Genomic DNA, 13,807 nt, shown 5'->3' on the forward strand with positions numbered 1-13,807 from the left:
CCCCGCAGTCGTCTTTTTTCATATTACGCTGTAACCCAAGCTTCGTCAGCTGGATTTTTACGCCATTCTTGTAACTTTTTCGTTTCAGCTTGTCCGATCATACCTTTTTCTGCTGCAACTTCAGTTAATGCACTGTAATCACTTAAAGAATATGATGCTACGTTTGCTGCTTCTAGTTTCTCTTTTCCTGACTCAAGCTCGTATGTGAAGATTGATACGATTCCTAATACTTCACAGCCAGCTTCGCGAAGTGCTTCTACACATGTAATTGCACTACCGCCAGTTGAAATTAAGTCTTCTACTACTACTACTTTTTGACCTTTTTCAGCTTTTCCTTCGATTTGTTTCCCTTTACCGTGACCTTTTGCTTTACTACGTACGTAGCACATTGGTAAATCCATACGATCGCTTACCCATGCAGCGTGCGCAATACCAGCAGTTGCTGTTCCTGCAATAACTTCTACAGTTGGGAAGTGCTCTTTAATTAACTCTTCTAATCCAGCTGCAATCGCTTGGCGTACTTTTGGATAAGATAAAGTTAAACGATTATCACAATAAATTGGTGATTTCATACCAGAAGACCAAGTAAATGGATCATTCGGTTGTAAAAATACTGCTCCAATTTCTAATAAATGCGATGCGATTTCTTTTTTCATACTGTTACACCTTCCCACTGTTGTTTTACTGTTTTATACGCTTCAAGCGGATTTTCTGCTTTTGTAATACTACGTCCAACTACGATATAGCTTGAGCCAAGTTCCCTCGCACGTTTCGGTGTTGCAACGCGCACTTGGTCATTTACATCATCGCTTGCAAGACGAATCCCCGGTGTTACTGTTACAAATTCATTTCCGCATACTTCACGTAATTTTGGTACTTCAAGTGTTGAGCAAACAACTCCATCAAGTCCACTTTCTTTCGTTAATTTTGCATAATGAGCAACCGCTTCTTCTAACGTTTTCTCAATGCCGATCTCTTTTTTCATCATAGCTTCCGAAGTGCTTGTTAGTTGTGTAACTGCAATACAAATCGGTCTCTCTTTTCCTTCTTGCTTACCTTCCTCTAATCCCTCGATCGCAGCTTTCATCATGCTGCTTCCCCCAGCAGCATGAACATTTACCATATCAACATCTAGACTAGCTAGGCTGCGCATAGCGCTTTTTACTGTATTCGGAATATCATGAAGTTTTAAATCTAAGAAGATTTTATGTCCTTTTTCTTTTAAGTACGTAATAATTGCAGGACCTTCTTTGTAAAACAACTCCATACCGACTTTGACAAATAACTCTTCCCCTTCAAAGTGGTGTAAGAATTGTTCTACATCTTGTTTCCCTGGAAAATCTAGTGCAACGATTAACGACTGTGACATGTTTGCTTCCAGCTCCTTCCTTGACATTCCGAAATGTGATCAAATCCTAATTCATCTAGTAATGCAGGTAACTCTTCAATAATTGTTGGACATACGAACGGATCGATAAAGTTCGCTGTTCCTACTGCAACTGCGCTTGCACCAGCATAGAAGAATTCAATTACATCTTCCGCTGTTTCAATACCACCCATTCCGATAATCGGAATGTTAACCGCTTGACTTACTTCATGTACCATGCGAATTGCTACTGGCTTAATCGCAGGCCCTGATAGTCCGCCCGTACGGTTTGCTAAAATTGGTTTTGCAGTTTTTAAATCTAGACGCATACCAAGCAATGTATTAATCATCGTTAAACCGTCCGCACCTGCATTTTCAATTGCTTTTGCAATCTCCACAATGTTTGCCACGTTCGGTGACAATTTCACATATACCGGTACTTCAGAAACCTCTTTTACTCGCTTCGTTAAATCAGCAGCAATTTCAGGATTTGTACCAAAAGCGATACCACCCGTTTTTACGTTTGGACAAGAAATATTTAATTCTAGCGCATGAACATTCGGTGCTTTTGAAATTGCCTTCGCAACCGCTACGTAATCCTCAGCTTGTGAACCAGCAACGTTTGCAATTATCGGAAGATCAAATTGCTCGAGAAAAGGTAATTCAGAATTCATTACCTTTTCCAATCCAGGATTTTGAAGCCCGATTGCATTTAGCATTCCGCCTGGTGTTTCAGCAACACGAGGCGTTGGGTTTCCATAACGAGGTTGTTCTGTCGTCGCTTTAATCATAATTGATCCAAGTACACTTAAATCATAGAACTGTGCATACTCACGACCAAATCCGAAGCAACCAGATGCTGGGATGATTGGATTTTTTAATGATAACCCTGGTAATTCAACTTGCAATCTGTTCATAGTACAACCTCCCCGATTGGAAATACTGGTCCGTCGCTACACACCTTCTTGTAAGAATGTCCACTCGGATCTGCTTGCAAATGGCATACACATGCGAAACATGCTCCAATGCCACAGCCCATGCGTTCTTCTAATGAAATGTAGGCTTTTCTCTCTTTATAGCGTCCTTCTAATGCACGAAGCATCGCTAAAGGTCCACATGAGTATAGAATGTCAAAGTCAATTCCATAGCTATCAATTACATCTGTTACAAACCCTTTTGTACCATGTGTACCATCAACTGTTGCAACATACGTATCACCAAGTTCTGCGAATTTCTCTTCATAGAAGACAACACCTTTCGTTTGGAAACCTAAGATGTGAATAACGCGTACTCCTTTTGCTACAAGACGCTGTGACAATTCATATAGTGGTGGTACACCAATTCCCCCGCCAACTAATAGAGCCGTTTGTCCAGATTCCGCTTCTTCTACAGGAAATCCATGACCAAGTGGTCCTAACACATCTACAAGTTCACCTTGTTTTCTTTTCGCTAATGTTTTTGTTCCTTGTCCTTCCGCACGATATAGCATTGTAAATTCGTTCTTGTCTTGATCGACATTACAAATACTAATTGGGCGGCGCAGAAGGGGCGCAATGCCCTCTGCTACCTTAATGTGTACAAACTGCCCTGGTTCGTTCATTTGCTGTACTAACGTTCCTTGAAGCACTAATTCGTAAATGTTTTTTGCGATTTCTTTTTGGTTAACGACGATCATATTTTGCTTTTGCATCATGCATGTACCACCTCGTGACGCTTCGTTTGCGTAATTTCTTTCATTGAATGAGCTGAGAATGTCATAGATTCTAATACTCGTAAGATTGCTCTCGTTGTATCAAGTGATGTTAAGCAAGCCACACCATTTTCTACTGATTCACGGCGAATGCGGAAACCATCACGCGCTGGTTGTTTTCCTTTTGTTAATGTATTGATTACAAACTGTGCTTTTCCTTGACGGATAATATCAAGTAAGTTGTATTCTTCAGAATCAATTTTGTTTACAACTTGCACTGGGATATTTTGCTCTGCTAACGATTGTGCTGTTCCAGCTGTTGCTAATAAGTTGTAGCCGATTTCGTGGAAACGTTTTGCAATTTCCATTGCCTCTTCTTTATCTTTATCCGCTACAGTGATGATTACTGATCCGTGCGTTGGAATGTTAATTCCTGAAGCAACAAGTCCTTTATATAATGCTTTTTCAAGCGTTAAATCTTTACCCATTACTTCCCCTGTTGATTTCATTTCAGGTCCTAATGTTGTATCAACTGAGCGTAGTTTCGCAAATGAGAATACCGGTGCTTTTACATACACTTCCTTCTCTTCTGGGTGATAGCCAGTTCCATATCCTTGTTCTACAAGGTTTTGACCCAAAATAACTTTCGTAGCGATATTTGCCATCGGTACGCCTGTAATTTTACTTAAGAATGGTACTGTACGGCTCGCACGTGGATTTACTTCAATTACATACACTTCATCTTTGAATACTACAAACTGAATGTTTAGTAATCCAACAATGTTTAAACCTTTTCCAAGTGAAATTGTATGTTCAATAATTTGCTCTTTTAGTTTTTCAGATAAACTCTGTGGTGGATATACTCCAATTGAATCCCCAGAGTGAACTCCAGCGCGTTCAATATGTTCCATAATACCTGGAATGAATACATTCTCACCGTCTGAAATTGCATCTACTTCAATTTCTTTACCAACCATATAACGGTCGATTAATACTGGGTGATCTGCGTGAACTTTAACCGCATTTTTCATGTAGTGCAGTAATTCTTCTTGACGATATACGATTTCCATCGCACGTCCACCTAGTACGTAAGATGGTCTTACTAATACTGGGTAACCAATTTTGTCAGCGATTGCTACTGCTTGCTCTACAGTCGTTGCTGTTTTACCAACTGGTTGCGGGATACCAAGCTTTGTTAAAGCTGCTTCAAACTTATCACGATCTTCTGCACGGTCTAAATCTTCAAGTGATGTTCCTAAGATTTTCACACCGTGTGCTTCTAATTTAGCTGCTAAGTTAATTGCCGTTTGTCCACCGAATTGGACGATAACACCTTCTGGCTTTTCTAAATCGATAATGTGCATTACATCTTCGATTGTTAATGGTTCAAAGTATAATTTGTCAGAAATACTGAAGTCTGTTGAAACTGTTTCTGGGTTATTATTAACAATGATTGCCTCATATCCAGCTTCTTTTATTGCCCATACAGAGTGAACTGTTGCATAATCAAACTCAACACCTTGACCAATACGGATTGGACCAGAGCCTAGTACAACTACACTCTTACGATCTGTTACAATCGATTCATTCTCGTCACCATATGTGCTGTAGTAGTATGGTGTTGCAGATTCAAACTCTGCCGCACAAGTATCTACCATCTTATAAACAGGCGTCATATTGCTTTCTTTACGCATATCGTAAATTTCACGCTCTGTTTTGTTCCAAGCATTGGCGATGTAATGGTCACTGAAGCCCATTTCTTTCGCAGATTGTAACACTTCCATATTTCCTACATTCGCTTTTACTTCGCGTTCCATGTTTACGATATTTTCAACTTTTTGTAAGAAGAAGAAGTCCATTTCACACCATTCGTTGATTTCTTCTTTCGTTACACCTTGACGCATCGCTTCTGCTACAACAAACAGTCGTTCATCATCAGCTTTTATAATACGCTTTTTCATCGTTTCTTTATCAAGCTCTTTTAAGTGGTCTAACTCTAGGTGATAAACGCCAAGCTCTAAAGAACGGATCGCTTTTAATAATGATTGTTCTAAGTTACGTCCGATTGACATAACTTCACCAGTTGCCTTCATTTGTGTACCAAGTGTTCTGTTTGCTGATTCAAACTTATCAAATGGCCAACGTGGAATTTTTGAAACAACATAGTCTAATGCTGGCTCGAAGCAAGCGTATGTTTTTTGTGTTACTGGGTTTACAATTTCATCTAATGTTAAACCGACTGCAATTTTCGCCGCTAACTTCGCAATTGGATATCCAGTTGCTTTAGATGCTAGTGCAGACGAACGACTCACACGCGGGTTTACTTCGATTACATAGTATTGGAAGCTATGTGGATCAAGTGCAAGCTGAACGTTACATCCACCTTCAATTCCTAATGCACGAATAATTCTTAATGAAGTGTTTCGTAACATTTGATACTCACGGTCACTTAATGTTTGGCTCGGTGCTACAACGATAGAATCACCTGTGTGAACCCCAACTGGATCGATATTTTCCATGTTACATACTACAATCGCGTTATCATTCGAATCACGCATTACTTCATATTCAATTTCCTTACAACCAGCAATACTCTTTTCTAATAGACATTGTGTTACTGGACTATGTTTTAATCCACCTGATACGATTTCAATTAGTTCTTCTTCATTACTACAGATTCCGCCACCTGTGCCCCCCATTGTAAATGCTGGGCGAACAATAACTGGATAACCAATTTCTTTTACAAATTCATGTGCTTCTTCCAGCGTATGAATAATCGTGCTAGATGGAATTGGTTCATTTAATTCCTGCATTAATGTACGGAATAAATCACGATCTTCCGCTTGCTCGATTGCTGATAATTTTGTTCCTAAAATTTCAACTCCGCACTCTTCAAGTATGCCTGATTTCGCAAGTTCAACAGCCATATTCAGGCCTGTTTGACCACCTAATGTTGGTAGGATTGCATCTGGACGTTCTTTACGAATGATACGGCTTACGAATTCTAGTGTTAATGGTTCTATATATACTTTATCTGCTGTTGCAGTATCTGTCATAATTGTTGCTGGGTTAGAGTTAACAAGGATTACTTTGTAACCTTCTTCTCTAAGAGATTGACAAGCTTGTGTACCAGAGTAATCAAACTCTGCTGCTTGCCCAATTACAATTGGTCCTGATCCGATTACTAAAATTGTGTTAATGTCTAGGCGTTTTGGCATAACTCTTCCCCTTCTTTCTTGAAGTTTTCAATCATTGCTAAGAAATCTTCGAATAAATCATTTGCATCTTCTGGTCCTGCAGAAGCTTCTGGATGGTATTGCACTGTAAATGCTGGGAACTTCGTATGACGAAGACCTTCTACTGTTCCATCATTTAAAGCAACATGTGTAATTTCAAGCTCTGTATTTTTAACTGATTCTTCTTCTACTGCATAACCATGGTTTTGAGAAGTGATTGCTACTTTTCCAGTTGCAAGATTTTTTACTGGATGATTTAAACCACGGTGACCGAATTTTAACTTACTTGTATTCGCACCAGATGCTAGTGCGAACAATTGATGTCCTAGGCAAATCCCGAATAAAGGAACTTTACCAATGATTCCTTGCAGCATTTCAATCGCTTCCGGTACATCTTTTGGATCCCCAGGTCCATTACTTAACATAATTCCATCTGGGCTAAGGCGTAAAATTTCTTCTGCTGTTGTATTATAAGGTACAACAATTACATCACAGTCACGCTTATTTAATTCTCGTAAAATACCATGTTTCATTCCGAAGTCTACAAGTACAACGCGATGACCACGGCCTGGACTTGGGTATGGATCTTTTGTTGATACGCGTTTCACATGATCTGTAAAGACAGTTGCTTTCAATTGGCTAACGATGTCCTCTACACCCACATCCATGTTACAAAGACGTCCGCGTAAAGTTCCATATTGACGAATTTTTCTTGTTAATTTTCTCGTATCAATTCCTGCTAATCCTGGGATATTTCTTTCTTTCAAGTAATCATTTAACGAAATTTCATTACGGAAGTTTGATGGATGATCACAAATTTCGTTTACGATTAAACCATTTACAGATGGGTGAATTGATTCAAAATCATCACGGTTAATGCCGTAGTTTCCGATTAATGGATACGTAAATGTTACGATTTGACCGCAGTATGATGGATCAGATAAAGTTTCTTGATATCCAGTCATCCCAGTTGTAAATACAACCTCACCTGACTTTTCGATTTCTCCTCCGAAACCTTTTCCAATTAATACTGTTCCATCTTCTAAGATAAGTTGTCTTTTCATACTAATGCACTCTCCTTTTGCCATGCGATCTTACCACCAACGATTGTCATAACCGGCCAACCTTGGCATTTCCAACCTGCGAATGGTGTGTTTTTTCCTTTTGATAAGAATGTTGTTGGATCAATTTCTTCTTCTTGTTCTAAATCGATAATTGTAATATCAGCTGTTCTACCTTCTTTCAGGCGACCTGCTTCTAAACCGAATGTATCAGCTGGTTTTTCTGTTAAGAATTGAATTAACTGTTCTAATGTTATAATTCCTTTTTTCACAAGGTTTGTATATAAGAGTGGAAATGCTGTTTCAAAACCAGTAATTCCGAATGGCGCTCTTTCAATACCTTGTGCTTTTTCTTCTGCTGTATGTGGTGCATGATCTGTTGCAATCATGTCGATTGTTCCATCTAATAATCCTTCAATTAATGCTTCATGATCTTCTTTTCCTCGAAGCGGTGGATTCATTTTAAAGTTAGGATCAGCTGATGGGATATCGTCTTCACATAGTACTAAGTGATGCGGTGTTACTTCCGCTGTTACTTTAATTCCAGCGCGTTTTGCATCACGAATTACGCGTACAGATCCTTTTGTACTTACGTGACATACGTGATAGTGACAATCTGCTGCTTCCGCAAGTAAGATGTCCCGGGCAATATGTACAGATTCGCATACCGATGGGATACCGTTTAATCCGTGCTTCTCAGAAAACTTCCCTTCATGTACACAACCTTTATTAATAAGCGTATTTTCTTCACAGTGTGCAACAACCGCCATATTTAATTTCGCTGCACGTTTCATAGCAGCTAGCATCATGCTTGCATCTTGTACGCCTACTCCATCATCAGTGAAAGCGAATGCCCCAAGTTCTTTTAACGTTTCAAAATCAGTCATTTCAGAACCTGCTTGACGTACTGTAATTGCTCCATATGGTAATACATTTACATGTGCTTTTTCTTTAATACGCTTTTGCAGGTCTTCCATATGTTCTTTACAATCTGGTACTGGGCGTGTGTTTGGCATTGCGCAAATTGTAGTAAATCCACCTTTTGCTGCTGCAAGTGTTCCCGTTTCAATTGTTTCTTTATGTTCACCACCCGGTTCACGAAGATGAACGTGTACATCTACTAATCCAGGTGCGATTAACTTTCCATTTACATCGATTACTTCAGCATTATCTGCCGTAATATTTTCTGCTACCTTCGCAATTTTACCGTTTTGTACGAGAAGATCTGTTGCTACAATTTTTCCTTCTTCATTTATATAACGACCGTTTTTAAACAAATAATTCATGTTTCATTCCTCCTAATACATTTGGTAATGCGCGTTTTAGTACAGCCATTCTTACGTAGACCCCGTTTTCCATTTGCTTAAATATGCGTGAGCGTTCACACTCGACAAGTTCACTCGCAATTTCAACATCACGGTTTACAGGGGCTGGATGCATAATAATGCTTCCTTCTTTCATACGTTTTTCTCTTTCAACTGTTAACCCATGTTGCTCGTGGTACTCTTTCATAATGTCTGTTTCATAATGGTCATGACGCTCATGTTGTACACGAAGTAACATCATCACATCCACTTCTGGAACAAGTTCATCTAAACTCTTGTACGTTCCAAATGTGTTCTCTTCATCTTTCCAATCTTCTGGGCTTGCAAAGTAAATTGTCGCGCCCAGTTTTGTTAATGCTTCTGCATTGGAACGTGCTACTCGGCTATGACGAACATCCCCAACTATTGCAATCTTCAAACCTTCAAATCTTCCAAACTCTTGTTTAATTGTTAGAAGATCCAGCAGACATTGCGTTGGATGATTTCCACATCCATCTCCAGCGTTCAAGATTGGGATATTCACCTGATTTTTTAATTCATCGAAGTAACGATCTTGCTCATGGCGGATGACTACCGCTTTTGTTCCGATTGATTCTAGTGTTCTTATCGTATCGTATAAAGTTTCTCCTTTTTGTACGCTAGATGAATCTGCGGAAAAGTCTAATACTTCAAGTCCTAATCTCTTCTCAGCAACTTCGAAGCTAAATCTCGTCCTCGTACTATTCTCAAAGAACAAGTTCGCAACAAATGTTTGCTCTGTCGTTTTTCTCTCTTTTCCATTCGCAAAATCTTCTGCGTCTTTTAGGATTTCTGAAATTTCTTGTTCCGATAATTCACTCATCGTTAACAAATGGCTCATCGTCATCCCTCATCTTTCTGTTTTTTATGATAACACTCATGAATTTATATAACAATAACTGTATAAAAATACCCTAATCTTTTGAGACTAGGGTGCGTTAAAGTAGCCACCCTTTTCTGTCTCACAGGACTGAATTAAAAGGTTATTTTTATGAAGCAATCTGCTTAGATTGTTTTGTTTTGTTTACTTGTTTTGTTTCTGGTAGTAGTAGATTTAATAGTACACCTACAATTGCCGCTAGTGCCATTCCTTCTACTTGGAACGATTCACCTACGTGTAGTACCGCCCCGCCAATACCGATTACTAGTATAACTGATGCAATCATTAAGTTTCGTTTGTCGCTTAAGTCTGTTTTATCGTCTACCATCATGCGTAAACCGCTTGATGCGATTACACCGAATAGTAAGATTGATACACCACCCATAACCGGTGTTGGGATCGAATGAATCAGTGCTGAAATCTTCCCGATAAATCCAAACATGATTGCGAACACTGCTGAACCGATGAATAAGTATACACTGTATGCTCTCGTAATTGCTAGCACACCGATGTTTTCACCGTACGTTGTATTCGGTGGTCCACCTATTAGTGATGCGATCAATGTTGCTACCCCATCACCGAAGATTGAACGATGTAAACCTGGTTTTTCAATTAAATCTCTTTTAATAACATTTCCAAGTACAATTTGATGTCCGATATGTTCTGAAATTGTTACAAGTGCAACTGGTACCATTAAGAGTACAATTTTCCATGAAAACTCGGGAGTATATGTTACAAACGGTACTGTGAAGTCTGGTATGACAAACCATTTTGCCTCAGCTACTGGCTTTAAATCTACTAGCCCTTGGAAGTAAGCGAATATATACCCGCCGATGATTCCAAGTAAAACTGGTATGATACTGAAAAACCCTCTTCCGAATATGGAGCAAATGATTGTAATTGCTAATGTTACTAATGCTACTGAAAAGTGTGTAATGCTATACTTACCATCCGCACCGTTCATCGCCATGTTCACCGCTGTATGTGCTAAAGCTAAACCGATTACCATTACGACTGGTCCAACTACGATTGGCGGAAGTAATTTCATTATCCACTCTGACCCAGATTTCTTAATTCCGAGTGAGATTAAGATGTACACAAGTCCCGCAAGCATTCCACCAAGCATTGCTGCTCCAGGTCCACCTGCTGTTTTTGCTGTAATAATTGGTGCAATAAAGGCGAATGATGATCCTAAATATGCTGGTACTTGACCTTTCGTTATTAGAAGAAACGCTAGCGTTCCTAATCCACTTGATATTAAAGCTACTGATGGATTCAGTCCTGTTAAAAACGGAACAAGCACTGTTGATCCAAACATCGCGAACAAATGTTGTATACTTAATAATAACCATTTTCCCGGTTTCGGTACTTCATGAATGTCTAACACTGGCTTTTGCTCCATTGTTGCATCCTCCTTCAGTTTTAATTTTTGCAATAAAAAAACTCTTTGTGCCTGTGCACAAAGAGTCCTACACTTTCGTATGCCAAATTTGACATATGAAAGCCAAGACCCTTTGGCAGCCTCACAGGACTACATTTAAAAGGGCTTTACTTATCGTATATGCTTACTCGATCTTGTTGATCTGTCTCTTGCAAATCAACTTCGATACGCTCTTCACTAGATGTTGGAATGTTCTTTCCTACATAATCAGCGCGAATTGGTAATTCACGATGACCTCTATCAACAAGAACAGCCAATTGGATTTGTGATGGTCTACCTAAATCCATAAGAGCATCCATTGCTGCTCGAACTGTTCTTCCTGTATATAACACATCATCCACAAGGATAACTTTTTTCTTCGTAATATCTACAGGAATATCAGAACCTTTTACAAGTGGTTCTTTATGTTTCGATTGTAGTGTTAAATCATCACGATATAACGTAATATCTAACTCTCCTACTTCCATCTCTTTTCCTTCAATTTGACCAATTCGTTCTGCCAAACGTTGTGCAATAAAAATTCCACGTGTTTTTATTCCGACAAGAACACAATTATCGACACCTTTATTTCGTTCCACGATTTCATGACTAATTCGTGTTAAAGCGCGGCGAATCATTTGGTCATCTAAAACGACAGCTTTCTCTTGCATGCTCTACACCTCCAAGCTTTTTTTCTTGCGTGAGAGTAATGGTATAAAAAAAGTCCTCTCAGCGTGTGCGAGAGGACTTTTGAAAAAAGGGTACAGCATACCCTAAGTATTTCAAACCGTTACCTTCTCAACCTCACGGGGCTGTGTTAAAGGATCATTATTTAACTGTTGTCAGTATCTCAGTTTTCTTATGATTTGTCAATACTATTTCCGTAAAATATTTAGCGCCTCTTCAAACACTTCTGGAATCGGTGCCTCAAACTCAATATATTCACCAGTACGAGGGTGATCGAAACCTAAAATCCCTGCATGAAGTGCTTGTCCATTCATATCTAATGTTTTCTTCGGACCATACTTTGGATCCCCTGCAAGTGGATAACCAATATATTTCATATGAACACGAATTTGGTGTGTACGTCCCGTTTCTAAGCGACATTCTACAAGTGTGAAATCCTTAAATCGCTCTAACACTTGGAAATGTGTAACTGCATTCTTACCATTTTCATCAACAGTCATACTTTGACGTTCTTTTTTATCACGACCAATTGGAGCATCAATTGTTCCTTTATCATGTGGAATTACACCATGTACAATCGCTTTATAGCGTCTTGTTACTGTTTTTGCTACAAGTTGATTGACAAGTGATTCGTGCGCCATATCATTTTTAGCAACCATTAATAATCCAGATGTATCCTTATCAATACGGTGTACTATACCAGGACGCATTACACCGTTAATACCTGATAGGTCTGTACAATGATGCATAAGTCCGTTTACAAGCGTACCCTTCGTATGCCCTGGTGCTGGATGTACTACCATGCCACGCGGCTTATTTACAACTAGTACATCGGCATCTTCATAATAAACTTCTAAATTCATATCTTCCGGTTGAATATCTAACTCTTCTGGCTCGGGAATTGTTACTGTAATTTCATCATTTTCTTTTACTTTGTAATTCACTTTAACCGATTTCCCATTTACTGTCACAACAGCATCTTTAATCCATTGCTGCACTTGTGAACGTGACCATTCACTGTTTATTTCTGCAACGAATTTATCAATTCGCTCGCTTTTTTGTTCTTCTGCAACTGTTACTTGTACTACTTCACTCATTCAATTACTCCTTCGTTTTCTTTCCTTCTAATACTGTTTGAATAATAATTAATACAACTCCAATACATAATGCTGAGTCAGCTATATTGAATACTGGATAGTTGTACGAGAAAATATACACGTGAATGAAATCCACTACTTCTTGTCTAAATACACGATCAATAAAATTGCCAATTGCTCCGCCTAAAATTAGACCTAATGAAATACCTAGAAGCTTGTCCGTTTTCGCATATTTTTTCATATAAAATACGATAAATACTACGAAAATGACTGTAATAATGTAGAAAAACCACATTTTATTTTCTAAAATACCCCAGGCAGCTCCTCTATTTCGATGTGATGTTATGTATAATACATTATCGATAATCGGAATGCTCGTACCCAATTCCATGTTCTTTACAATTAGCCACTTCGATATTTGATCGATGGCAATGACAAATAACGCTATTACATAATATATCATTTTCATTTCCCCCACAAAGACAGTGTACCTCAAAATTTTAGCATAGCTGCTATCTTTTCACAATGAACCTTTACGGAAGAATAAAATAAATTAAAAAAAGGTAACATAATATCGTTGTGCGTATTCATACATTTACCTTTTCATAGAAAAATTCATGAATAGTACGAGCAGTCGGCATTGTTTTCATTTGTTTTGTAGGAATCGCTCTTCCAGTTTCTTCACAAATACCGTACATATCTATTTCCATTTTAAACAATGCACGTTCTACATCTTTTAAATCCTCTTTTATATCATGTAATAGCAATTTTTTCTTTGTCTCTTCCTTTATTTCATATCCAAGTTCTTGCCCAAATTCCATATAGTATGTGTGCATTACTTCTTTAGCCAGTCTATCTTGCAACTCTTTTCTCATCAATTGCAATTCTTCTTTTATTTCCATATAAATTTCATTCACGTGTACATTCCTCCCAGCTGCAATGTACAATTAGTGTGTCCGAAATTTCCACGCTTACCTCACACACATTTTTCCTTCATAGGAAAGAGAGTGAAAGTTATTTCGATATA

At 38.6% G+C, this 13,807-nt stretch carries 13 protein-coding genes; all 13 read right to left on the minus strand.

All coding sequences use genetic code 11. From position 1 onward, the window contains the following. Nucleotides 1-23: 23 nt before the first annotated feature. Nucleotides 24-656, minus strand: coding sequence for an orotate phosphoribosyltransferase (pyrE, locus tag BWGOE10_RS19455; protein WP_070144619.1), 633 nt, complete (start codon nt 654-656; stop codon nt 24-26). Further along, nucleotides 653-1,369, minus strand: a complete 717-nt coding sequence (gene pyrF / locus BWGOE10_RS19460) for an orotidine-5'-phosphate decarboxylase (RefSeq protein WP_000083488.1) — start codon at nt 1,367-1,369, stop codon at nt 653-655. Before pyrF ends, pyrE begins: the two co-directional genes overlap by 4 nt. Continuing rightward, entirely contained in the window at nt 1,354-2,283 is a 930-nt protein-coding gene (gene pyrD / locus BWGOE10_RS19465) for a dihydroorotate oxidase B catalytic subunit (protein WP_002088238.1), read from the minus strand. Before pyrD ends, pyrF begins: the two co-directional genes overlap by 16 nt. Then, on the minus strand, nt 2,280-3,059 hold the full coding sequence (gene pyrK, locus BWGOE10_RS19470) for a dihydroorotate oxidase B electron transfer subunit (protein WP_070144620.1): 780 nt from the start codon (nt 3,057-3,059) through the stop codon (nt 2,280-2,282). The genes pyrD and pyrK overlap by 4 nt, the downstream gene beginning before the upstream one ends. Next, the gene (gene carB, locus BWGOE10_RS19475) at nt 3,056-6,274 is read right to left on the minus strand and encodes a carbamoyl-phosphate synthase large subunit (RefSeq protein WP_070144621.1); all 3,219 of its coding nucleotides are present in this window, start codon (nt 6,272-6,274) and stop codon (nt 3,056-3,058) included. Before carB ends, pyrK begins: the two co-directional genes overlap by 4 nt. Next, nucleotides 6,259-7,356, minus strand: coding sequence for a carbamoyl phosphate synthase small subunit (locus BWGOE10_RS19480; RefSeq protein ID WP_070144622.1), 1,098 nt, complete (start codon nt 7,354-7,356; stop codon nt 6,259-6,261). Before BWGOE10_RS19480 ends, carB begins: the two co-directional genes overlap by 16 nt. After that, a complete protein-coding gene (gene pyrC, locus BWGOE10_RS19485) occupies nt 7,353-8,639 on the minus strand; it encodes a dihydroorotase (protein ID WP_070144623.1) in 1,287 nt (428 codons plus the stop codon). The genes BWGOE10_RS19480 and pyrC overlap by 4 nt, the downstream gene beginning before the upstream one ends. Next, the gene (gene pyrB / locus BWGOE10_RS19490; RefSeq protein ID WP_070144624.1) at nt 8,623-9,537 is read right to left on the minus strand and encodes an aspartate carbamoyltransferase; all 915 of its coding nucleotides are present in this window, start codon (nt 9,535-9,537) and stop codon (nt 8,623-8,625) included. The genes pyrC and pyrB overlap by 17 nt, the downstream gene beginning before the upstream one ends. A gap of 148 nt (nt 9,538-9,685) precedes the next feature. Beyond that, a complete protein-coding gene (gene uraA, locus BWGOE10_RS19495) occupies nt 9,686-10,978 on the minus strand; it encodes a uracil permease (protein WP_070144625.1) in 1,293 nt (430 codons plus the stop codon). Between the two features lie 146 nt (nt 10,979-11,124). Then, nucleotides 11,125-11,667 carry a bifunctional pyrimidine operon transcriptional regulator/uracil phosphoribosyltransferase gene (pyrR, locus tag BWGOE10_RS19500; RefSeq protein ID WP_001156489.1) on the minus strand — a complete coding sequence of 181 codons (543 nt, stop codon included), beginning with the start codon at nt 11,665-11,667 and terminating at the stop codon, nt 11,125-11,127. Between the two features lie 204 nt (nt 11,668-11,871). Then, nucleotides 11,872-12,780, minus strand: coding sequence for an RluA family pseudouridine synthase (locus BWGOE10_RS19505; RefSeq protein WP_002146047.1), 909 nt, complete (start codon nt 12,778-12,780; stop codon nt 11,872-11,874). A 4-nt stretch (nt 12,781-12,784) separates the two neighbouring features. Continuing rightward, nucleotides 12,785-13,243: a lipoprotein signal peptidase LspA gene (lspA, locus tag BWGOE10_RS19510; RefSeq protein WP_002111421.1), complete on the minus strand. Its 459-nt coding sequence runs from the start codon at nt 13,241-13,243 to the stop codon at nt 12,785-12,787. Between the two features lie 124 nt (nt 13,244-13,367). Beyond that, the gene (locus BWGOE10_RS19515; protein ID WP_002111422.1) at nt 13,368-13,697 is read right to left on the minus strand and encodes a hypothetical protein; all 330 of its coding nucleotides are present in this window, start codon (nt 13,695-13,697) and stop codon (nt 13,368-13,370) included. Between the last annotated feature and the right edge of the window lie 110 nt (nt 13,698-13,807).

The sequence above is a fragment of the Bacillus mycoides genome, from assembly GCF_001757995.1.
In the GTDB taxonomy this organism is placed as follows: domain Bacteria; phylum Bacillota; class Bacilli; order Bacillales; family Bacillaceae_G; genus Bacillus_A; species Bacillus_A mycoides_B.

Bases quoted from the DNA above. Each gene is read 5' to 3' on its own strand.
- pyrE (WP_070144619.1), bottom strand. From the start codon at position 656: ATGAAAAAAGAAATCGCATCGCATTTATTAGAAATTGGAGCAGTATTT.
- pyrF (WP_000083488.1), bottom strand. From the start codon at position 1,369: ATGTCACAGTCGTTAATCGTTGCACTAGATTTTCCAGGGAAACAAGAT.
- pyrD (WP_002088238.1), bottom strand. From the start codon at position 2,283: ATGAACAGATTGCAAGTTGAATTACCAGGGTTATCATTAAAAAATCCA.
- pyrK (WP_070144620.1), bottom strand. From the start codon at position 3,059: ATGATGCAAAAGCAAAATATGATCGTCGTTAACCAAAAAGAAATCGCA.
- carB (WP_070144621.1), bottom strand. From the start codon at position 6,274: ATGCCAAAACGCCTAGACATTAACACAATTTTAGTAATCGGATCAGGA.
- BWGOE10_RS19480 (WP_070144622.1), bottom strand. From the start codon at position 7,356: ATGAAAAGACAACTTATCTTAGAAGATGGAACAGTATTAATTGGAAAA.
- pyrC (WP_070144623.1), bottom strand. From the start codon at position 8,639: ATGAATTATTTGTTTAAAAACGGTCGTTATATAAATGAAGAAGGAAAA.
- pyrB (WP_070144624.1), bottom strand. From the start codon at position 9,537: ATGAGCCATTTGTTAACGATGAGTGAATTATCGGAACAAGAAATTTCA.
- uraA (WP_070144625.1), bottom strand. From the start codon at position 10,978: ATGGAGCAAAAGCCAGTGTTAGACATTCATGAAGTACCGAAACCGGGA.
- pyrR (WP_001156489.1), bottom strand. From the start codon at position 11,667: ATGCAAGAGAAAGCTGTCGTTTTAGATGACCAAATGATTCGCCGCGCT.
- BWGOE10_RS19505 (WP_002146047.1), bottom strand. From the start codon at position 12,780: ATGAGTGAAGTAGTACAAGTAACAGTTGCAGAAGAACAAAAAAGCGAG.
- lspA (WP_002111421.1), bottom strand. From the start codon at position 13,243: ATGATATATTATGTAATAGCGTTATTTGTCATTGCCATCGATCAAATA.